At 43.9% G+C, this 22,734-nt stretch carries 15 protein-coding genes; 13 read left to right on the top strand and 2 right to left on the bottom strand.

The annotated features are described in order from the left end of the window. Window positions 1-55 precede the first annotated feature (55 nt). On the bottom strand, window positions 56-301 hold the full coding sequence (locus tag CALK_RS02770) for a hypothetical protein (protein ID WP_022636124.1): 246 nt from the start codon (window positions 299-301) through the stop codon (window positions 56-58). Window positions 302-384: 83 nt separating this feature from the next. Between CALK_RS02770 and CALK_RS02775 the strand changes: the two genes are divergently transcribed. The 13 genes from CALK_RS02775 to CALK_RS02835 all read left to right on the top strand — a co-directional run bounded on the left by CALK_RS02775 (window position 385) and on the right by CALK_RS02835 (window position 21,243). Beyond that, window positions 385-1,770 carry a leucyl aminopeptidase family protein gene (locus CALK_RS02775; RefSeq protein WP_022636125.1) on the top strand — a complete coding sequence of 462 codons (1,386 nt, stop codon included), beginning with the start codon at window positions 385-387 and terminating at the stop codon, window positions 1,768-1,770. Further along, window positions 1,767-2,303, top strand: coding sequence for a nucleoside deaminase (locus CALK_RS02780; RefSeq protein ID WP_022636126.1), 537 nt, complete (start codon window positions 1,767-1,769; stop codon window positions 2,301-2,303). Before CALK_RS02775 ends, CALK_RS02780 begins: the two co-directional genes overlap by 4 nt. 459 nt (window positions 2,304-2,762) lie before the next feature. After that, entirely contained in the window at window positions 2,763-8,399 is a 5,637-nt protein-coding gene (locus tag CALK_RS02785) for a chitobiase/beta-hexosaminidase C-terminal domain-containing protein (RefSeq protein ID WP_022636127.1), read from the top strand. Between the two features lie 147 nt (window positions 8,400-8,546). After that, entirely contained in the window at window positions 8,547-10,808 is a 2,262-nt protein-coding gene (locus CALK_RS02790) for an ATP-binding protein (protein ID WP_022636128.1), read from the top strand. Window positions 10,809-10,897: 89 nt separating this feature from the next. Continuing rightward, window positions 10,898-12,040 (top strand): 1-acyl-sn-glycerol-3-phosphate acyltransferase, encoded by a 1,143-nt coding sequence (locus CALK_RS02795; RefSeq protein ID WP_022636129.1) that lies wholly within the window; start codon window positions 10,898-10,900, stop codon window positions 12,038-12,040. 1 nt (window position 12,041) lies between these two features. Continuing rightward, window positions 12,042-13,427 carry a diadenylate cyclase gene (locus tag CALK_RS11975; protein WP_022636130.1) on the top strand — a complete coding sequence of 462 codons (1,386 nt, stop codon included), beginning with the start codon at window positions 12,042-12,044 and terminating at the stop codon, window positions 13,425-13,427. 1 nt (window position 13,428) lies between these two features. Continuing rightward, window positions 13,429-13,722: an FtsB family cell division protein gene (locus tag CALK_RS02805; protein WP_022636131.1), complete on the top strand. Its 294-nt coding sequence runs from the start codon at window positions 13,429-13,431 to the stop codon at window positions 13,720-13,722. After that, entirely contained in the window at window positions 13,722-15,521 is a 1,800-nt protein-coding gene (gene dnaG / locus CALK_RS02810) for a DNA primase (protein WP_022636132.1), read from the top strand. Before CALK_RS02805 ends, dnaG begins: the two co-directional genes overlap by 1 nt. Beyond that, entirely contained in the window at window positions 15,508-17,046 is a 1,539-nt protein-coding gene (locus tag CALK_RS11980) for a sigma-70 family RNA polymerase sigma factor (RefSeq protein ID WP_022636133.1), read from the top strand. The genes dnaG and CALK_RS11980 overlap by 14 nt, the downstream gene beginning before the upstream one ends. 107 nt (window positions 17,047-17,153) lie before the next feature. Beyond that, entirely contained in the window at window positions 17,154-18,278 is a 1,125-nt protein-coding gene (gene proB, locus CALK_RS02820) for a glutamate 5-kinase (protein WP_022636134.1), read from the top strand. 50 nt (window positions 18,279-18,328) lie between these two features. Beyond that, the gene (locus CALK_RS02825; protein WP_162146694.1) at window positions 18,329-20,473 is read left to right on the top strand and encodes a cation:proton antiporter domain-containing protein; all 2,145 of its coding nucleotides are present in this window, start codon (window positions 18,329-18,331) and stop codon (window positions 20,471-20,473) included. Window positions 20,474-20,553: 80 nt separating this feature from the next. Then, the gene (locus CALK_RS02830; protein WP_022636136.1) at window positions 20,554-20,724 is read left to right on the top strand and encodes a 4Fe-4S binding protein; all 171 of its coding nucleotides are present in this window, start codon (window positions 20,554-20,556) and stop codon (window positions 20,722-20,724) included. Between the two features lie 282 nt (window positions 20,725-21,006). Then, on the top strand, window positions 21,007-21,243 hold the full coding sequence (locus tag CALK_RS02835) for a hypothetical protein (protein WP_022636137.1): 237 nt from the start codon (window positions 21,007-21,009) through the stop codon (window positions 21,241-21,243). A gap of 63 nt (window positions 21,244-21,306) precedes the next feature. Here CALK_RS02835 and CALK_RS02840 read toward each other — a convergent pair whose 3' ends face one another. Then, on the bottom strand, window positions 21,307-22,689 hold the full coding sequence (locus tag CALK_RS02840) for an aspartate kinase (RefSeq protein ID WP_022636138.1): 1,383 nt from the start codon (window positions 22,687-22,689) through the stop codon (window positions 21,307-21,309). Between the last annotated feature and the right edge of the window lie 45 nt (window positions 22,690-22,734).

Below are 22,734 nucleotides of genomic sequence, written 5' to 3' on the forward strand. Positions count from 1 at the left end.
TACAGGGAAGGGGAGATAACGCGTTCGTTGAGTTTTTTCATCTCCGCGGGGAATTTTAGGGAGTATCTGCAGAAGAGTCAAGTTCGTCCTCAAAGACTGCTTCAAGGTCTTCTGCTTCGAGAGATTCCATAAGTATTCTACTCACTTCTGCCTCATCACGTCTAAACTCATACTCTGTACGGAGAAGAAATTCAACACGCGTAAGGTATTGTATAAGGGAGTTGAGAACTTTACTGATGACCATAAAGAGGATGAGTTGCGTTACCAGTACAGAAATCACAATGACATAGTGTATTTCCATGAAACCTCAATTGCCTCACGCGGTTTGTTTTTGTGGTTCGTGTATAGTATATTAATATATACTTTTGCTTTCAAGGAGAATATATGAATCTGGAGATACAGGAGAAACAGGGACGGTACGATACGGAAATTCGTCTTGTTACTGAAAAACAGGCAGAAGAGATCCGCGATTTTGAGGGGCGCAGTGGCAGTGTCTGTGTTCGCTATGAAGGAGATACTACGTATATTTACGCAGCTCTTGGAGAGGAGGGTGATCTCTTGAATCCTGTGGCAGCGGCAGTGCGCGTTGCGCGCAATCTCAAGCGGAAGGCTCTTTCTCTTTATGTGGAGCGGTCCCATGACTTTGCAACCTATGTACAGGGAGCCCTTCTTGGGGCATATCGGTTTGAACAGTATAAGGAAACACAGACGCCCCCCTTGGAGCATATTGAATTTGTCGGTACGGGGCTGCAGCAAGAGGCTCTTACGAAGGGGCGTATCTTTGCTGACGCAACAAATTACACCCGGGACTTGGTAAATAAAAATGCAGGTGAAATTTACCCCGATGCCCTTGCACGTCAGGCGCAGCAGTTGGCCATGGAATTTCCGGCTCTCACGGTGACGGTGTTTGATGAAGAAGAAATTGCCCAAGAGGGGCTTTCTCTTCTCTCGGCTGTTGGGCAGGGAAGCGCAACTCCCCCGCGATTCATCTTGCTGGAGTACCAGGGTGCTGCCCCCACGGAGGATCCGCGAGTTCTTGTGGGAAAAGGGATTACCTTTGACGCGGGGGGACAAAATCTGAAGCCGAGCGGTTCTATTGAGAATATGCGTCTTGATATGGCCGGCGCCGGTGCTGTCCTCGGCATCATGAAAGGGATATGTCGGTTGGGTCTGCAAGAAAATATTGTCGGTGTCATACCAGCAGCCCAAAATGCCCTTGGTAAAGATGCATACTATACGGGCGATGTATATCCCTCCCATGCAGGAAAAACCGTGGAGGTACTGAACACCGATGCTGAAGGACGCCTTGTTCTTGCCGATGCAATTTCCTATTGTCGCAAGGCATACCGTCCTCGTGAAATAATTGATATGGCAACTCTTACGGGGGCAATGGTTGTTGCTCTGGGAGATACGGTTTCCGGTCTTTTCACGAATACTCCCGCTCTTTCAAAGGGGCTCTTTCAGGCGGGGGAAGCTGTGCGGGATCGTCTGTGGGAACTGCCCGTCTATACAGAGCATATGAAGGCCATGGAGAGTGATATCGCTGATCTGCGAAATGTTTCTACCCTAAAACGGAAGGCTGGGTCTATCACCGCTGCTGCTTTTTTGCACCATTTTGCTGAAGAAGTACCGTGGGCACATCTTGATATTGCAGGCACGGCATGGAACGATGCAGAACCGCGCGGGATTACGCCGAAGTATGCCACTGGAGCAGGAGTTCGTGTCATATTAGAGTATTTACAACGCCAACAGGGTGAGCAGTCTGCATGACCATACTCTATGAGTGCGGTGAATCACTGCCCCAGAACGATGAGCTTTTTATGCAGCGGGCCTACAGTCAAGCCCTGCATGCATATGAAAATCGGGAAGTTCCTGTGGGGGCAGTGGTTGTTCATGCAGGTCAGATTATAGGACGGGGATATAATCAAATAGAAAAACTACAGGATGCCACGGCCCATGCGGAAGTTCTTTGTCTTGGTGCTGCGGCTCATCACCATGGTACATGGCGCCTTACAGAGTGTACGCTGTATGTCACTCTTGAGCCGTGCATGATGTGCCTGGGGGCAATTCTTCAATCACGTATTTCACGTGTTGTCTTTGGGGCAGGGGATAGTCGCTTTGGTGCACTGCATAGTGAAGCATATCGGTCACAGGCCTATGATGCCTATGGCCGGTTTCCCGAAATTATCCCGGGTATATATGAAGAGCAATGTCGCGAGCTAATCCAACGGTTTTTTCGGGAAATACGAATGCAACGGAAAATGGAAAAAGAGCGTGCCGCCGCACAGAATGAGTCTGTATAGCAGTGGGGAGATTCTTTTCCTCCTTCAAACTGACTAAAGCAGTTTTTAAGAGATGCTCTGTTTGATATCGCATGCATTGAGAGCTTATTGAAATGTTTATCCAGTTTTATGGGGTAGTAAGGCCATAATTTGATTTTGTATGCTTCCTTGGTGCATAATATGTACAAAGGAAACTAGCGAATTTTAATTTACATATCCACCATTGTAACAGTGCAAGCTATCTCGAAGTGCTGCAATAGAGAGGGTGCATGACAGGAGTTGTTTTCCTTGGTATCCTATGGGGGCTCTTTTTCGTATCATTTACTTTTTTTAGATAAATCTTGATCTAAAAATCAAAACACACTTTGCTTTTTTTGTATATTACACAAAAATAGGATAGTTAGTTTTATTTTCTCTATTTTACTATACGGTGAATATATTTAAGAATAACGGATTATACCATTCAATAGGGGTGATACTATGAAAACGGTACAACAAACATGGGTCTTGCTGCTGCTTCTCTGTTTTGTCGGGGGAGTACATGCGGTAAGTATTGATGATTTGAATCTTGCAATTATATGGAATCAGAATACTACCATGGATAAGGCTCACACGCCGTATCGTTTGTGGCGGGAATTGGTTAATGAAGGGTCTGAAGAAGATCGTCAAGGGTGGCGCGAGGCTCCTGAAATTGGTAAGGCGCAGTTAAAGTTTTATCTCGCTGCTCTTTCTAATGGAGCTGTATCAGTTGATCCCGATAATTCTCTTGATGCGGCAGGGGTGCCCGAGGAGCTTTCCTATGGGGATGGTTTCTCCTATGAAGGAAATGATGGTGTTCTTACTAATCTTGCTGTATACAATAATTCCCATTTCTATTCAAACGATTTTGACCTTGATCGCCTCTACAGTGATTTTGGGGGTGAACGTCCCGATGCTGTTATTTATATAAACGCGGGGGCGTCCTGGTCAGAGCCCGGGGAAGATAATGGGTTGTTTGATTTGCTCTTAGATGCTGCGGAGGAAGGTATTGGTGTATTAACTGTGGGTGATGGCTCTGTTGGCGATGCGCGGAATATTGATCCATCACGGGAGACTTTCCCCGTTATGGGGGTTCAAAACTGGTATCGTTTAAAAGCATTTTCCGATGCAACTATCCGTGAATTTAATTTCCTTGAACAAACTGATTTTACGGTTCATCCGGATTTTGAAACACCCGATGTGGTACATCTCCGTCTTGATTCTGTAGAAGGCGAAGAGCGATATCGTATTGCCTTGGGAGAGTATCAGTCGGCTCTTCCCGCAGATGAGGACATTATTTATGAGGCCCGTATGGTTCAGCGTCCAGGTGGTGATGGTGATCAAGGACACTGGGATGATTCGTATTATGATCCCGGAGATGGGAAGTGGTTTGAGTATAATACCATGGAGGTGCTCCGCAGAAACGATAACATCTACAGCGAAGATGGAAACGATGTTATTATTAATCATGCCAATGGGGAGTGGTCTATTTATGCAAAGGCTGTTGATGTAATTGAGCAGGATCTCTATGCCCCTGAAATGAGTGCGGGGGTGTATAACAACCATGATGTTATTTTGGGCTATGATACTCTCCCAGGAAATGAACGTATTTATATAGTTGATGAAACAAGTTGGAGCTCCGTCGCTGATTTTGGTGCTGAGTTGTGGATTGATGGAGAGATTTTGACAAGATACGGCGAGGCGTTGCCGGGGCTGGAATCACGAAGTGATCTAGAACTATATGGAGAGTTTACCACTGTCGGTGGACGTGATGTGTTCCGTTTTACCCGAGATTATACAGTAGTGAGTCCTTATACGGATCGGGAGATATTGGTAATTGCCGAAGGCCGTCAAATTGCTGGTTTTTCTCCGGGTGATCCCGGTGAAGACCTAATATGGTATAATACGGATAATCCCAACGAACCAACTAACTACTTCGGTAGTTATGCCTCCGGTGGATATAAAGATTTGCAAATAGTGCTATTCCCCGATGAGTATGATGATAATGCAACCGGGCAAATTTTCAACAATGTATTTCCTTCCCTTGCAGGTGAATCAACGCTTGAATTCCGTGATTGGGAACATACGCAAGATCGTACGGGGCGTCTTCGTGCGGCCGCTGATATTTGGGCATTTAACGAAAACCTTGATTTACGAAGCTTTGAAGAGCTTTTTGATCAAGATGCAGAGTTTGCTAAAGATGCATACTATGTAAATTATCTTGGGAAGCAAGTTGCGGGGAGAGAGGGATACCCCCATTTTGTAACTCCTCCCGGCTCAACCGATGAGGAACCGCTGTATCCGCTGCCAAGTGATGTCGATCCTGTGCAGTTTGAGTTTTCCTATCCCGCATCCGAGAAACGCCACGATCTGCATGGCTACGATGAAGATGGCAAGCTGTACCATGCGGTGTCAGTGGTGCAAACAGGGCAGCGTCGTCTCGGGATGCTCGGGTTTCAACCAACCTACTTGAAAGATGTTTCTACCGTAATGGGTATGCTTGAAGATATTACGCGGTGGATTGCCGTGGATGATTGGCGCTATCCTGATCCGCAAATAAATTTTGTCTATGAAGGAGCAACAGAGCCAGCAGATGGGCGGCTTGTCTATACTGATGTGGATGAAATAGAGCTTCAGGTCGATTTTACGGTGAAGGGGCAGGACCTCCGTGATTCTCGATATGATGCGATCCTTAAGGTGACCTATAATGGAGAAACCGAGGAGTTGAGTATCGATAACTATACGCGTAATGCTGGTGAGGAGGTTGATATTCACACCTTTAATCTTCGTGAAGCCTTTGATGTTGATCCCACGGAAAATGATGCTCAGAATATTAGCCTGAATGCGTATATTGAACCAACATCCCCGCGGTTTATTCGTGGAAAATCTGAAGGATCGCTGACCCTGCGTAAGCTTGCGCCTCCTTCTTTTGATGCTGATGATGATCAGTTTGAGGAGAGTATTGAGGTTCGTATCTCTCAGACCGGTGATGTTGATGGTAATGCCGTGAGTGATGAGGTAACCATTGAAGTGACAGATCCCAAGGTGGACGCAGGGCTTTCGGAATTTGCGTATACCTTAAATCAAGGGGGGACTGTTCGCGCCTTTGCCTCTGCAGATCGGTATCTCAACTCTGAACGGAATGAAAGTAGTTCCTTTACGCAAGAAGCGACCATGCCTGCCCCGCAGGCTGATTCCACAGATGGTACCCTCCTCTTTGCGAATGATACGGTGACTCTTTTTGTTGATCTGAGCAGTCTTGACAGTGAACCTGACTATGAAATAGAGTATACTGTTACCTATGACGGGACTACTGTAATTTCCACTCGTGGAGACCGTAATGAATCAGTGGAGATTCTTCTGGAAGGCTTTATTGACCGTGAAACCCGCGCAGTGACAGACTTTACGGTGACGGCGAAAACGATTGGTATAGATGATGTTTGGAATGATAGCCGTGAAGTAACCTTTGATTACTCGGTACGAAAGTTGAGCACCGATCCATCACAACCAGTGACCATTGATTTTTGGGAAGATGCACACACCCTTGAAGTGGCTGCGGTTTTCGATGATGTTCGATTTGATGAAGAGATTGATGGAGCCTATGCCCATATCCGTTTAGGAGAAGACGAAAATAGCACTGAGAGAACCAAAGAGAGCATTGCTCACTTTGATTTTGATGAAACAGAGTCTTTTACGTTTGTGTTTTGGGCAGAACATCCTCGATATATTCATTCTGATATCGTGGATAATAACGAGTTCGTGGTGGAACAGCGACAGCTGCCAGATCCTGTTGCGGCCCCCTCTGATGATGAGGCCAATAACCGTGATGCTTATCACTTCTATGATCCTCACGATATACGCATATCCCTTGAGCGTGATGCGAATTATGATGATGTGGCCCAAGGTGATTTTGTAATAGATATCAGGGGGGATATTGATGGTGAATTGCTGGAAAAATCGGCAAACTCCCTTAATATTACCATGGATGTTATCAATGATCTCATAGATATGGGGCGGGGAACCCGTTCCCTTGATTTCAGAGGACGAACAAATCCTGCAGAAGGGGTTGATTACTGGATCTCCAGTGATGAGCAAAACTATTCATATAATTTCAGGACAGTTGATCTTGATATTGCTGTTGTGGATGGAGATGAAGAGTCCGATGAACTGGGTATTGTCTTTTCCGCCTCGGATCCTGTAAACAATCGTCAGCTTACTGATGGACGTATCTTTTATACCTATGAAGGTCACGACATGTCCCCCAATGTTCTTGATACTTCCGATGCATCAACCTATTCCGGCAGTGCTGACCATGGAGAGGAAATAACAATCCCCAACGGTGTAATCCTTACTGCCATAGGCTTTCGCAACGGGTATGTGCCCAATAGCCCCGATGAGGGAACAGATATTTTCATACGGGACGCAACACTTCTTATTTCGCCGGAGGACAGAACCGCCTTTGGGGATGCCCTTGAGGTTCGTGTTCAATCAAATCTCAGTCCCATTCACTATGAGGTGTATGGTGAAACAGGGCAGATTGACGGAAACAGTGGTACGATTATTCTGGACAGGGGAGATCCCGCACCCGGTGATAGCGTGAATGTAAATTTCCGTGCCTGGGTTGAGGGGGATGATGTAACAGAGGGTGTTGAGGAGGAGCGTCTCTATTATCGGCGCATGTTGCCTGATGTTGGCATTACTCCTTCTTCGGGAGATTATCCTGGAGATATTGAAGTCACCATGACAAACAGTGCCCCTGCGCAGGAACGAGATATCTTTTACTCCTTTGACGGTACACCTGACCGGGATGATGACCTGTATGAAGACCCCATTACAGTTACTCCGGATATTGATGTTTTTGGTCGGGCCTTTGTAAATCCCGATGTGGTTGAATCAAACGGAGCTGGCGGATGGTTACCTTCCAACACAGAAGAACGTAATTATCGACGTGTCACGACGGGTGTTGATGAAGGCAGTGCCTATTTTGACCGTTCTTCATCACAGGATGATCTGGATGCTGACGGAATCATAGATCTGGCAATTGTTGAGCTCGCAGATCGCTGGGATGACTTGGCCTTACCGGACAGTGTTGCCGCGGTTTTTCCTGGTACCTCAGATATTCTTGTTGTGAGTGATGGTATTACGTGGGAAGACTCTGATGATATGGATAATAAGCGAATCCATGTCTCTCTGCCCTTTGAAGAACGTAATACCGGATTTCCCACGGATGAGTATATTACCTTATATGGTGCTCAGTACACAGGGAATGTTCGTGTTGCCGACTCAGTGGCTCCGGTTATTTCTCGAGCGTGGTATCTATCAGGAGATTTTGATCTTGATGGAAATAGAACTGCTGATACTCTCAAGGTACAGTTTTCAGAAGAAGTTGTGTCCTTAACGGAAGGTGCGCCCCGTGAAGATAATCTCTTTTTCTTTGGATCACTGGAAAATCCCTACACGGGAGATATTACCTTCCATGATATGAGCAACGATACGGTGTGGTTTATTGTGGAAGACCTTTCTGCCCGCATGTATCCATACCAAGGAGATTCTCTCTGGATTCGGACTTCCTCTCCAGTTGATATTATGGATGGTGCTGGAAATGTACAGGCCACAGAATTAAACCGTCGTGTTGAAATGGATGTAGAACGTCTTCGAATTAATATTCGTATGGATGCATTTTGGATCCTTGATAACCCAGATTTTTCTGGGGTGTCATCCTATACTGATATTGGAACCCCCGTTGCGGGGAGTGATATTTCCGTGTCACTTGGTGGGGCGATTATTATCGATCCTCGTGTCCCCTTTACAGAAGAGCAAGTCCTTTCTAGTGATTTTGATGCGCAGGTAACAATCCTAGATGAGGTGGGGAATACAGTTGTTTCTACGTCCGGTAAAGATGACGATCAGTCAAATATAGAAGTTGTTCCGCTTATGTATGATGGGCGTTATGTGATTGCCATTGCATGGGATGGAACAAATCGTAATGGTCGTCAAGTGCATGCCCGTTCCTATAAAGTACATGCGCGGACGGTATGGCCCGGTATCGATGGCTCCATACGAGTGAACGGAGTTATTCCTGTAATGAAAGATTATTAACGGGGCTTTTCCTCTTTTTATTTGGCTCCTCCCATTGGGAGGAGCTTTTTTTTTCTGCGGATTCGGTGCAAAAAAATATTGCCTTCCATGGTGAAACATGGTATACTCAGAAGTCTGGTGTATGGCAAGTGTTCACTCGGAGGATGTGTGAAATATGTAGGTATTCTTCTCTGTTTCATGGTAACAGCTCTCTCGGCGGCTCCTCTCGTTTCTTTGGAGAACACGCGTATTGTGCAGGATGATTGGGGAGTTTCTTACGAATGGGGGCGTTTGCCCATCGACTCTTCCGGAGTATATCGTGTAGAAAGTGATGTGAAAGTTGTGTACGCTGATCTTGATAATCTTGCCCTCTTAATTCCACCATCTCCCTATCCCATGGAAGTATTTATAAATGATGCCCTGGTGTATGTTTATGGAGATTTAGAAGATACACAGTGTTTAGCCAACTTTTCACCTGCCTTTGTACGCTTGGGGCCCGAACTCATTACGCCAGATCAAACGAATCAATTTACGGTATATTTTTACACCGATGGAGAACGGGTCGCCCTGCCGGAATTTCGCATTGGTAGTCAGGAGCGTATCGAACGGAGATATCTTCTTCAGAAGCTACTCAACAGTACATTTATTCAGCTTCTTTCGCTCAACTCTTTGATCCTCTTTAGTGTGTTTATTATGCTCTCCTTTTATACCAAGTATAAAACAAAAATATATCGTTATTACGCCCTTCTTTCTCTTTTTATCGGTTTGGCCTATATCCCCTTCGTATTTAACTACAGTACAGCTCCTGAAATCTTTTTAACAAAGGTATCTAAATCATCTTTCGTCCTTGCAGCTTACTTTATATTCCTTTTTTGTATACACCTGTATCGAATACAGGTATGGATCTTTCTGAAACGGCTCTTAGCTTTTTTCTCCTTTGCAGGGGTTGTGCTTATTTTTGCACAGCAGACAAAATATGCTGTTAATGACACCTTTGCTTTTTTTATGGTGATGCAGATTCTTCCACTTTTTCTTTTCGCGACAAGCCTTATTTTGTGGCGAAATATGTTTGTTCGAGGTGTTGAGAATATTCTCTTGGCAACAGGCACACTCCTTTTGCTTGCCACATCTTTCTATGACATGTATTTTATCCTTGTTGAGAAGGAGCCCTTTTTCTGGTCTACTGCCTATGGGTACATGGGGTTATCTGTTGCATGTGTATGTGTTTTAATGATTCATCACAAGCGTGACATCGCTTCTATTGAGTTACAGAAGCTTGAAATTGATCAGACCAGTAGAAAATTACTGCATTCAAATCAGATGTTAGTAGAGTCTACGCGAAAGATAGAGGAATATGCTCATCTGAAAAATCGGTTCATTAAAAGTATTACCCATGAAATAGTTACTCCAATTAATGGAATCGCCGATTCAACTGATTATTTGCGGAGTCTTGATTTTGAAAGGGATACAGCTGAGCCTTATATTGATAACCTACTCATCTCCTACTATAATTTAACGATCCTTTTTAATAATTTAGTTGATTATACCAGTCTTGATGAGTCAGATATCACCTTAGAATGTCATAAGTATAATTTTGAAAAATCTATACAGCGTCTGGTTGAGTATACTCGTAAGAATGCTCAGTCAAAGGGGTTGACCTTTTCCTTTGAATATACCTCAGGTGGCTTGCCCTCCTTGGTGTATGGTGATGAAAAGCGAATCGCTCAGGTAATTCTTAATTTATTAAATAACGCGATAAAGTTTACCGAATTTGGTTCTGTTACCCTTAAGATATCCTGCGAAGAACATACTCTGTTTTGCTCAGTAAGTGATACTGGTGTCGGGATAGATCCGACTCTGAAGGAAAATATTTTTAAGGCCTTCACCAGTGAACGGTCCTACTCGACGGGAAAAGAGATGTATGCAAATATTGGCTTAGGTTTAGCCATTACCCACAGAATTGTCACATCCATGGGGGGAAATATTTCCTTTAGGAGTAGAAAAAATCGTGGTTCTACGTTCTCTATTGAGGTTCCGCTTCAGCGTATCTCAGATTCCCCCAGTACGGACTCTTCTATAGAGCAGAAAAGAATTTTGGTGGCTGAAGATAATCCCATTAATCAGAAACTTATTACGATTCTCTTAAAGACCTATAATTTGGTAGCTGTTGTAGTCGGAAATGGCTTTGAAGCTGTTGAGCGGGTGAAGCAAGAGTCCTTTGATTTGGTTATTATGGACATTCAAATGCCTGTAATGGACGGACTTGAAGCGACGCGTGAGATAAAGAAATTATGTCCCTCTCTGCCCGTTATTGCATGGACTGCAAACAGTACCAGTGTTGAATGTTCAGCCGCAGGTGTCGATGGCTTTTTATCAAAACCAACCTCAAGAGAATCGTTATATCACGAAGTTCTGGATAGAATTACATAATTTTATTGAGTTTCGTGAACGGACATACTTGCGGGGGCAAAAATAACGTATTTTCTGGCGGTGCAATTCTTACTATGAAGGGATAGTACATGTCAAAACCGAGCGGAAGGAGTTCCCGTGAATACACATCACGGCTCTACTCTGAAATGGCTGGTATTGAAAAATATGTGACGCGAGTGTTTTCAAAAGTTGCCTTTCCAAAAGAAGATATCGACCGCCTCTTTTCTGTTGATAATGAAAGAGTTACTATTGTCTGTACTCATCGTAGCCATGCCGACTATCTTGTAACGGGCTTGGAGTTTATTCGAGAGGGGGTTCAGAATCTTCGTTTTGCTGCGGGAGATAATCTCACAGGACTTCCTTTTATTGGTATTCTCTTTCGTAAGGTCGGCTCTTTTACAGTACAGAGAGGTCGTGTACATAATCGACAGTATCTTTTTCGTTTGGCAGAGTTTGTAAAACGTCTGTTACAGCGGGGACAGAATGTACTTGTGTACCCAGAGGGGGGGCGAAGTTATTCTGGACGTATGCTGGAGATAAAAAGTGGTCTTATTGGTTCCACGATTATGGCGCAAAAGGAAAATCCCGAACGAGACTACTATATTTTGCCCATGGCTTGTTCCTATTCAGCAGTTCCTGAAGCGCAGTACTTTCATATTCTTCTTCGGGGTAAGGAGTGGCGAACCAAGAAGGGCTTTTTTATGAAAAGCCTTGGTTCACTTTTGTATTATGGTGCTGATGTGTGGACCTTTTTACAATTATGGTTATTTCCGCCAAAGAAAAATGAGATATACATAGATGTGGGTACTCCCGTTCGTGTAAAAGATATTACCGATGTTGAAGGGTTATATCGCAAGAATGCAAAGAATGAATTCTTTGCGAATGGGCGAGCAACCAAGGAGTGCTCGGTTTTTATTAGGAAGCGTCTCTTACAGCTTTATCGAGTCCTTCCCCATAATATTGTTGCATACCTTATGGATACAAAGCTATATTACCAGGGAGAGTCAGCATCAATAGAAAAGATTGAAGAGATTATTTCCTTCTTATCAACAAATGAGTGTAATACAAAGGGGCTTGATCATTTGTCTCCACAAGAGATTCTTTTGCAGGGGGGAGAGACGTTACGCTCTATGAAGGTTTGTCGAGAGAGAGGCAAGAAGGGTGTTGTGGTAAGAAAAAAAGACTTACTGCGGTATTATGCTAATACAGTATATGATGTAATGGGAGAGTAGCATGGGGTTTAGCGAGTTTATCAGTTGTGACGATATTATTGAGTTGGAGTCGGAAGATAAGGTTTCCGCCATAACCGAACTTGCCGAAGCCTTTTGTGAGATCCAAAAATGTGACAAGGCAAAACGTCTTATCAAAGATATCATTGCGCGGGAAGAGGCGGCATCGACCTTCGTTGGACAGGGTGTTGCCATACCACAGGCTGTAATGAATATGAAAGATGAGTATGCCATTATGGTGGGACGGAGCGCCATAGGCATCGATTATGGTGCGGTGCGTAATGCTCGGGCTCACATTATTGCCTTGGTTATTTCTAAGAAAAACATTGACGATGATGATACCTTTGAAGTTCTTTCGGAAATTTCAACATTCTTCCGTAATGAGACGGTAAATAAGCTTATTCGGAGTGCAGAAGTTGAACGCCTTTCTGAGGTGATTTCAGAAGTTCGCAAAGAGGGTGATGATGACAAGGTACTGCCCGGTAAGAAAAAGACGACTACCAAGGGTAAGAAAGAACCGTTACTTTCTGCGGCAACAGCTCTTGCACGAGATGTGAATGCAAAGGCGGTAATGGTTTATGCCGATGCAAAAAAAGATAATGAATTTATAAAAAATTTACGTACCCGTCGTCAAGTTATCGTTGTTACTTCAAATAAAACGCGTTTTAAAGATGAAGATTCGAAATATTATTTAATTCAAGCCCCGCCTGCCCGTGGAGGATTTGGGTATGGGCAGGCAAAAATTGGGGTTCTTCTTGGGGTGTCAAAGGGCTTTTTGGGAAAAAATGATACGGTTGTGTGTGTAACAGGGGACGAACATCAGGGGATTTTTAACTCCGTGGTTGTGATTGATATCGCTCATGAATTTGATTTCTTCTTCAATGCAACCAGTTCCATTGTTCCTGATGATGTAAAACCGGAAATTTTGGAGCGTGTACTCGGGCTTGCCTCAGAGATCAGTCTCGAAGGGCGTGAAAAACATCCTGTGGGAACTATTTTTGTTGTCGGTGATACAAACCGCGTAAATACCTACGTGACCCAGCTGATAATTAATCCGTTCCGCGGACTGAGCGAGTCTGAACGGAATATCCTTGACCCAGGCCTGCAAGAAACGGTAAAGGAGTTTGCCGCTATTGACGGGGCTTTTGTTATTACCGGGGACGGAGTTGTTGTTTCTGCGGGAAGCCATTTGCGCCCCGAGCTTTCATCGGAGCAGAAAGAGAATCGTCGTGATCTTCCCAGTGGACTCGGTGCACGCCATGCTGCAGGTGCAGACATTACAGCTTGTTCTAATTCAATAGCTATTACCATTTCCGAATCAACCGGTCAAATTACGGTGTTTAAAAATGGGGATATTGTACTTACCCTTCAGCGTCCTTTGATACCATAATATGAAGTCCCTACTCAAATATATACGTATTCGGGATATTCTCTTATTATTGTTCCTTTTATGGGGGGGGAATTTTATATTCGGTACTCGTGGTGTTATTGCCCTCCAGCGTATTGAGAGGGCGAATGAACGGCGACAACAAGAGATACACCGGTATACTCAGAAATTAGACTCTCTTACAACTTATGCAGAGCTCTTAGAAAAGGATACAACCTATATTCGACGAATGGTGAAACAAAACATGGGGTATATCGATTCCGGAGAACGAATAATCCGCTTTGTTGACGAGGAATAGTGGATTCATCCCGCTTTCATGAAGTAAAAGAGCAGATTCGCGGCTCCATTGATATTGTATCATTTATTGAACGATACATTCCCTTACGGCGAGCTGGAGAAAACTACAAGGGCTTATGCCCATTTCACAATGAAAAATCCCCCTCCTTTGTGGTAAGTCCGCATAAGGAGATTTATCACTGTTTTGGCTGTGGAGCTGGGGGCGATCTTTTTGCCTTTATTATGGATATTGAAGGGTGCTCTTTTCGGGAAGCCTTAGAGATTGCTGCCAATGAAGCCGGGATCGATTTACAAAAACATGAAATTCCGGGACGGAGAAGGGGGGATTCCCCCAATTATGCCAGTACCGTACCTAAAGACTTTTTGTATCGGGCAAATTCCTATGGGGCGCATTATTTTTATGCCAACATACGAAAGAGTGAACGGGCTATTTCCTTTTTCAAACACCGAGGTCTTTCAGCAGAAATTGTACGTGAGTTTAAGCTTGGATATGCACCAGATCACTGGTCTGACTTTTCACAGGTAGCACAGGAAGACGGGTATTCTCGGAAAGTTCTTATTGCAGCTGGTCTTTCTTTGTCCCCCGCTCGGGGCAGCAGTATTTATGATCGCTTTCGTCATCGTATTATGTTTCCTATTTTTGATGTATCAGGGAGGGTGATTGCCTTTGGAGGAAGGGCTTTGGAAGACGATCAGCAACCCAAATATGTAAATTCTCCGGAAACAGAAATATATCGGAAGAACAAGACGCTCTATGGCCTTAATTTTGCGCGTCCATTCATCCGCGATTCCCAAGAGATACTGATCGTTGAAGGATATATGGATATGATATCTCTCTATGCGCGGGGCGTGTGTAATGTTGTTGCCACATGCGGCACTGCCCTTACAGTAGAGCAGGGCCGAATCTTGCGCCGCTTTGCTCCGCGGGTGTATCTCATCTTTGATGGTGATTCTGCGGGGATTGCTGCAGCCAAGCGAGCCATAGAAACTTTGATATCCCTGGAGTTGGATCTACGTATCGCCGTTCTTCCGCAGGGAGAAGACCCTGATACGCTTATCCAAGAAAAAGGGAAAGAGGGGTTTTTATACTTTGTACATAAATCGCAAGAGGCTTTAGGGTTTTACATGGAATTTCTTAAAAAATCTCTTGATACGACGACTCCCCAAGGTCGATCTCAAGCGGTAGAACACTGTATTAGCCTCATAAGCCGAGTGGATAACCAAATTTTGGCATCGGAGTATGCACGCGAGGTCGCATTTATGTTTTCGGTTGATGAATCTCTTGTGATATCACGACTTACCGGAAAAAAGCAAAGTGGAAATATACGAAGAGTGTCCTCTGAAGATGTTTTTCAACACAATGAGGGTGAGGGTTTTGAGACAACCGAAGAGGGGTCTTTGCTCCATTTTCTCGTTCAATATCCAGAATACGTCGAGCGCTATGCCTACCGTATTCAAGAAAATTTATTTATTGACCCTACCCATAAAGAGGTGTTTTCATGTATCTTGAAACATGGAAAAGAGTTAAATAAGAATGTGGGTGCTGTTGAGAAGGAGTCTTTGCGGAAACTTCTTTCATATTTATTTATGAAAGAAATAGCAGTACAGCAAGATCATGATGAGTGGATAGAGTATAAACTTTCACGCTTGGAGAACTCCTTGGTGGCACGAAGAAAGAATCGTTTGGTAGAAGAGATTGCACGAGCTCGTGATGCAGATACAAAACAGGCGTTACTAGCAGAATTAAATTCACTGACCGTACGGAAAAGCAGCGAGGAAGATATTCGTGGTGAGCAATAATACCAGTGGGAATGAAAAGATTATCAAACATTTTCGTAAACAGGCTCGGGTACAGGGGTTTGTCAGTGAAATAGAGATTAATGAGAATATTAGTTCTGAGGAAGAACGAACTCGCATTAAAGATCTTCTTACTGCTGAGGGCATAGAGATTAATCCCTTTGTTAAACGCCATAAATTGCGGAGCCCCAAAGATAAGCCGTATAGCGGGGGTGGTCGTGGGAGTGCATCAAATGCTGCAATTATGTCCTATTTAAACCAAGTGGGGAATATTCCTCTCATGGATAAGGGACAAGAAATACACTATGCTCGGCAAATGGTCTTTGCAAAGAATAAGCTTCTCGAAAGTGCCTTTGGGTCCTTGGTTATTCAAGAATTTCTTTTTCGTCTATACAATGAAATGCGTGACGGTGTCCTTTCATGGTATGATATTTTTGACCTTGATAGGGTTGCTCCCGATGGAAATGATGCGACGGAAGAAGAAATAGAGCACGCTCGGGAAAATTTCTTTGCCCGCATAGAACAAATTGATGAGCTATCTGAACAAATCACCGCCCTACGTCGTGACGCAGAGGAGGTTACAACGCCCGAAGAGCGGCACGAGTGTGCAGAGAAAACTCGGGGGCTTCTTGATTCTCTTGTTGAACATTGCTTCTTTCTCCACTTAAATTATAAGCAGAAAGAAAGTATTATTGAAAAATACCGTCAATGGTTATGTAAGAACAGTTTCTCTACAGAGCTTCGCAATTTTGAGTCGTGGCAGAAGGTATACTTTGATGCCAAATACTCCATTGTTGAGGCGAATGTGCGGTTGGTTATCAGTATTGCAAAGAAATATTCCTATAGCGGTATGGAAATGCTTGATATCATCCAAGAGGGGAATGAAGGGCTGATAAAAGCGGTTGAGAATTTTGATTATCGGAAAGGGTATAAGTTTTCTACCTATGCAACGTGGTGGATACGGCAGTCTATTACGCGTGCTATTAATGATAAGGGGAAAGCCATTCGCATACCTGCAAACACCCTTGAACAGATAAATCGTGTGAATCGTTATATCCAAAATTGCGTCATGCGCACCGGCTCTGAGCCGGCTATTGAAGAAATTTCCCAGGAGTTGAAGATTCCTGAGAGAAAAATCCGTATGATTCTACAGTACAATGGAGACCCCATATCCCTCGACTGGCAAATTTCTGAAAATGGAAATTCCACCATCGGAGATTTTATACCTGATGAACGAATGGGTGATCCCAGTACTTCAGCAACGATAAAATGTTTTAAAGAAAATATCCATGCCTTGCTTGAAGAGCTTGACCCTTATGAGCGAGAGATTCTATTCCGTCGCTTTGGCCTTGATGGGGCAAAACGTAAGACCCTTAATGAGATTGGTGAAATGTTTAACATTTCCCGTGAGCGGGTTCGTCAGATTGAAACTGGTGCTCTGGAAAAGCTTCGTCACCCCAGCAGAAACAGTGTGCTTCGTGACTGGGAGCATAGCCGTGATGAGTTTGAGTCACTCCCGGATTATTAAGAGAATTTATCCTCCTCAGATATGTAAATCCCTGATTTTATGCACCATTTACGGTCGGTGATATACTATATTTACTCTTTTGTAAAAAGGGGCCCACTGTTTTAATTATGAAGATACCGGGGTGCATCATAGATACGGATATTAAGCGTGTTGTCGTGAAGATTGGCAGTAAGATTCTTACACCAACCTCACAGGGAGAGCACATTGGGCGTATATCAGCTCATATAGCAGATATACTCTCTCTTATGGAACAAGGTGTTTCTGTGGTTCTGGTTTCATCGGGAGCTGTGTCCCATGGACGTGTAAAGCTACAGCTTTCCCAACGGCCTCGGACAATTCCCCTAAAACAAGCCTGTGCCGGTGTCGGGCAGATAGAACTGCTAACTCTATACTCTCGACTGCTCGAGAAAAAGGGTGTGCAGTGTGGCCAGATTTTACTTACGTGGGATGATATTGCAGATAAAAAACGCTATAACAACTTACGTAACGCCTTGTTCACCATGCTTGATAACGGTATTCTTCCTATTATAAATGAAAATGATAGTGTTGGTGTTGAAGAGATTACCTTTGGGGATAATGATACCTTGGCAGCGCAGATTGCAACAATACTGAATGCTGATCTCTTTGTAATGCTTACAGATATCAATGGCGTGTATACGGCAAATCCGCAGAAAGATCCTGAGGCTCAACAACTTCAGCAAATAGAAAAAATAGATAACTCCCTACGTGCCATGGCCGATGCAGACGGAAGTGATGTAGGAACGGGGGGGATGGTGACCAAAATAAATGCTGCAGATATGGTGACTCGAGCCGGTATTGCCGCGGTTATTGGGAATGGATACGATTACTCTTTGCTCTCTCTTTTGCGTATGTCCGGGGTCAGTACGTTTTTTGTGCCGACGCAGAAACGAATGAGTGGCAAAAAAAGATTTCTTGCCTTCACTGATACCCCTACGGGAACTGTTTACGTAGATCGCGGGGCGTATACCGCCATTGCGACCAAGGGGAAAAGTCTTCTTCCAGCGGGAGTACTCTCTGTTTCAGATGGCATTCAACCGGGAGATACTGTTGATATCTGTTGTGAGGGGCGTTCTTTTGCCCGGGGGATATCAAACTATGCGACGGAAGATATACGAAAAATCAATGGAAAGAAAACAGAGGATTTAGCTCGTATTTCCGGTGAAGGAACGTATAATGAAGTAGTACATCGAAATAATCTCGTTGTATTATAATCATTGTCCTATAATTTTTTCGTAAAGAGGTACGTAGGATGCGCTTAGTTTTGGCGATAGTTCTCGGGATTCCTGTTATCCTTTCAGCAACCACCTATGGGGGGAATGGCGCTGAGGTGCATACGCATGACCTAATGACTCTTCTTATGATACAGCTCGGGATTATTATCTTTGCTTCGCGAGTTGGGGGAGCTCTCTTTACACGTTTTCGTTTGCCCTCGGTACTGGGAGAAATATTTGCAGGTGTATGTATTGGTCCCCACATGCTTGGGGGGGTACCTCTTCTTGGGTTTCATAATGGCCTGTTTCCTCTCAGCTCATCTAACGGGATTCCTGTTTCGCCTGAGCTGTATGGTCTTGCTACGGTTGCATCAATTATACTTCTCTTTATGGCGGGGCTGGGTACAGACCTGAAGATGTTCTTGCGGTTTTCCCTTGCGGGAAGTGTGATTGGAATCGGAAGTGCTCTTATTGCCTTTTCTGCTGGTGCGGGGATTGCTGCTTTTTTCTTAAATTTGCCTATTACAGCTCCTTTACCGCTTTTTCTTGGTGTGGTATCCACAGCGACCTCCGTTGATATTACCGTGCGAATACTGTCAGAAAATAAAAAGCTTGATACTCCCGAGGGAGCAACTATTATTGCCGGTGCAGTGGTTGATGATATTTTCAGTATTGTTTTACTTGCCATGATAACCGGGTATGCCGTGTTGGAGGGGGTTCATGTCTCTTCGCAGTGGTTTCATGTTGGTATTATCGGGATTCGTGCTGTTTTTGTGTGGATCTTTTTTACTGTGCTGGGGCTTCTTTTCTCTGAAAAGATAGCTTTGTTTTTAAAGAAAAGCAAAAGTATTGACACTATTGCCATACTGAGTTTTGGTTTGGCCCTTATTCTTGCAGGGGTATTTGAGCGTGCCGGTCTTGCCATGATTATCGGGGCCTATATCATGGGTCTAACTCTTTCTAAAACAGATCTCAGTCTTTCAATTCAAGATAAATTGCAAAGTTTAGAACATTTTTTTGACCCCATATTCTTTACGACCATTGGAATGTTTGTAAATGTGTTTAGTTTTTTGTCTCCCACGATACTTCTTTTTGGTATTGTTTTCTCTCTGGGAGGTATTATTGCAAAGCTTGTGGGATGTAGTATTCCCTCCTATTTTCTCAATTTTACTCACTTAGGAGCCGCACGTATTAGTTTTGGTATGATTCCCCGGGGAGAAGTGGGCTTGATTTTTGCGGGCTTAGGGTTATCCACGGGCATTTTAACACAGGATACCTTTGCCGTATCAGTTATGATGGCGGTTTCATCAACGGTTGTGGGGCCTGTTGTTCTTGAACGTCTCTTGCGTAAAGATAAAAAAGGTACGCGTCATGATATTGTTCTTGTGGAAAAAGTGCAGGTGCGGTTTCATTGTAGTAGTAGTGATTTAGCAGACTTAGTAGAGCGTAATGTTATTGATGCATATAGCAGTGAAGGGTTTTATGTTACCCGTCTTGAATCTGACCATGGGACGTATCACTTTCAAAAAGAGGATAGCTTAATTACCCTGTATCGTGATGGAGTTGAAATGATTTTCGAAACTCCCGTGGATGATGAATCCTATGTTCGCAATATTCTCTATGAGACCATGGCAGATTTAAGTAGCCTTGTAAATACGGTAAAAAAGCTCGTGCGTCCAGAAGAGATGAAAAAGGAGTTTGCTCAAACTGCACAGCGGGTTAAATTTAATTTGGGCCATGTCTTTCGCCCTGAATTAATTGAGATGGATCTTCGAAGCGATACAAAGGAAGGGATTTTGCGCGAGCTTGTACACATCCTCACTCTCAATGGCTATATTGTTGATGAAGCGGGAGCTTTAAAGGTTGTGTGGGATCGTGAACATGCCGTGAGTACAGGTATGGAAAATGGCGTCGCCCTACCTCATGGTCGGTTTTCTGGAGTAAATGAATTGACTTCAGTTATCGGCTTTCATCGGGAGGGGGTTGATTTTAACTCCATGGATGGTAAACCAGCCCATGTTTTTGTTCTAACTCTTGTTCCTTCAGAAGTACAGGCTCCATATGTTCAATTTTTGGCGGCCATTGCCTCAGCACTAAATGGACCGCAGCGAGTAGCAACACTCTTAGAAAAGAAAACAAAAATTGAAGTTCTTGACTTTCTTAAAGAGTGCAACGATGATTCAAGAGAAAAATAAGAGCCTTATCATTCTCTGTGTGGCATGTTGTATATTCTTGATACGGTCTTATATGTGTTTTTTTAAAGGAGTGTCTTAGTATGGCTCATCTTATTAATGACGAATGTCTTTCCTGTGGGGCGTGTGAACCGGAGTGCCCAGTAAGTGCAATTAGTGAAGGTGATGGTAAATACATCATTGATGCTGATACTTGTACAGACTGCGGTGCATGCGTTGAAGTTTGCCCTGCTGATGCTATTGAAGCAAATTAGTGCACAGTGTTGCACAATCTAAAAAGGAGGTTCTTAGGAGCCTCCTTTTTTTGTTCTGTATAGTTGGTTACATATTGCTCTCGTAGTCTTGGTCTCTCCATGCGTGTCTCGGTTGTTTCCTATGAGGTTTCCACACAAAGGGGTGTTTTCTTATACGATTCTTATGTGCATACGGTCAGAATGTGTTTCGTGTTTTTGTTGTCTGAGTTTAAAAAAAATGGAAAAAATTGCATATGTACGATATACTAATCAAAGAAGACTACTTCTTTGATGAGGGTAATGATGAACTATGTTACATATATACAAGCTGAGCGAGAGTTTATCTTACGAAAAAAAGGGCAATACGGGGAGCAAATTAACCAAGATCCTGGAGAATCCTTTGTTATGGAGTGGGTACGAAACCATGCAAAAGATTTTCGTGCCGCGTGGGTTACATATAATTGCGAAACCTGTATGAATAAAATGAATTGCCCCACAGATTTCCAAGGCTGTACTCGACAAAGTCATAATAGAGGGTAGGGGCCTACTGCATAGCAGATAGCCCCCGCGTATCGCAGGGACTCCCGTAGTTATTTAATCATCTTACTCGTCATCTGTGTCGTCGTTAAAGAAAGAGTCGTACAGAACACGTACGGCCTTATCTTCGTCTGCAGAGTCAATTCCAAAGATAATACTGATTTCAGAACTTCCCTGGTTTACTATGTTAATATTAATACCTGCATCAGCAAAAGCTTGTGCGGCTGCAGCGAGAACCCCAATTTTGTGCAAAAGTCCTTCACCAACAACCACAATTAAAGAGAGTCCAAACTCTGTTCTGATACTGTCTGGTGAGAGCTCATCCTCTATTTTACGAATAATTGAATTTACCGTTCCCGGTTGCAGCTGGTTTTGATCCAGAACAACGGAGAGATCATCTACCCCCGACGGCGAGTGCTCGTAGGATAGTCCCAGCTCTTCAAATATCTGCAACGTTCTTCGACCAAAACCTTTTTCACGGTTCATGAGGTACTTTTGAATATTGAAAAGGCAAAATCCCGAAGCCGCGGCTATACCAATAACATCGCGCTCGTCGGGAAGACGATCGGAAACAATGAGGGTCCCTGGGTTTGATAGATTATTTGTATTACGCAACCGTATGGGGATTTTCTTTTCAGTAACAGGTTTCACTGCTTCCTCATGAAACACGTTAAAGCCCATGTAGGACAGCTCTCGCATTTCTTTATAGGTTAAGGCTGGTATTTGTTCAGGGTCTGAAACCACCTTGGGGTTTGCGCTCAGAATGCCATTTACGTCAGTCCAGTTTTCATACTCAATTGCACCAATAGCTTCTGCAATTAGGGCTCCTGTAAGGTCTGAGCCGCCGCGCGAAAAGGTGGCAACACTCCCATCTTCGGCGATACCATAAAATCCGGGAAAGACGACAACTTTTCCTGAATCAGCAATGGCAGCAATTTCTTCAAGGTTTTTCATTCCTTCTTCTGTCGGTTGAGCATCTCCATATACAGAGCTGACTCGCAGTCCAATGGATTGTGGACAGACAAATTCAGCGGGAGTGTCGCAGAGATTGAGATATTGGCTGAAAAGATTTGCGTTAAATTCTTCGCCGCAGGCGACAATTGAGTCGCGTAGCTTTTCAGGATGTTCTTTATTTTGGGTAATACGAACGTCGAGCTCTGAGAGAACCTCCAGAATCACCTCTTCTGACAGTCCCAATTCGGTATAATTGGTAATAAATCGTTTTTTTACAGCTCCCACGTCGCGGCGTACATCCTTGTTTTTGAGGGTTTTTTCCGCAATAGTAATAAGGTGATCCGTCACTTTTGTTACAATGCCGGAAGAAAGTCCCGGTGCAGAAAGTACAAGGATTTTTCTCCGAGTGTCCAGGTCAAGAATTTTTTTTATCTGTGTTAAAGCTGACGCCGTGGCAACTGAAGTACCGCCGAATTTACATACAAGATAGGACATCTTCGTGTCTCCTCAAATGGATATTGTAGTATGAAACATTTCGTT

The sequence above is a fragment of the Chitinivibrio alkaliphilus ACht1 genome, from assembly GCF_000474745.1.
Taxonomy (GTDB): Bacteria; Fibrobacterota; Chitinivibrionia; order Chitinivibrionales; family Chitinivibrionaceae; genus Chitinivibrio; species Chitinivibrio alkaliphilus.

Coding starts and splice junctions, on each gene's coding strand:
- CALK_RS02775 (WP_022636125.1), top strand. CDS start 385: ATGAATCTGGAGATACAGGAGAAACAGGGACGGTACGATACGGAAATT.
- CALK_RS02770 (WP_022636124.1), bottom strand. CDS start 301: ATGGAAATACACTATGTCATTGTGATTTCTGTACTGGTAACGCAACTC.
- CALK_RS02780 (WP_022636126.1), top strand. CDS start 1,767: ATGACCATACTCTATGAGTGCGGTGAATCACTGCCCCAGAACGATGAG.
- CALK_RS02795 (WP_022636129.1), top strand. CDS start 10,898: ATGTCAAAACCGAGCGGAAGGAGTTCCCGTGAATACACATCACGGCTC.
- CALK_RS11975 (WP_022636130.1), top strand. CDS start 12,042: ATGGGGTTTAGCGAGTTTATCAGTTGTGACGATATTATTGAGTTGGAG.
- proB (WP_022636134.1), top strand. CDS start 17,154: ATGAAGATACCGGGGTGCATCATAGATACGGATATTAAGCGTGTTGTC.
- CALK_RS02835 (WP_022636137.1), top strand. CDS start 21,007: ATGAACTATGTTACATATATACAAGCTGAGCGAGAGTTTATCTTACGA.
- CALK_RS02785 (WP_022636127.1), top strand. CDS start 2,763: ATGAAAACGGTACAACAAACATGGGTCTTGCTGCTGCTTCTCTGTTTT.
- CALK_RS02805 (WP_022636131.1), top strand. CDS start 13,429: ATGAAGTCCCTACTCAAATATATACGTATTCGGGATATTCTCTTATTA.
- CALK_RS02830 (WP_022636136.1), top strand. CDS start 20,554: ATGGCTCATCTTATTAATGACGAATGTCTTTCCTGTGGGGCGTGTGAA.
- CALK_RS02840 (WP_022636138.1), bottom strand. CDS start 22,689: ATGTCCTATCTTGTATGTAAATTCGGCGGTACTTCAGTTGCCACGGCG.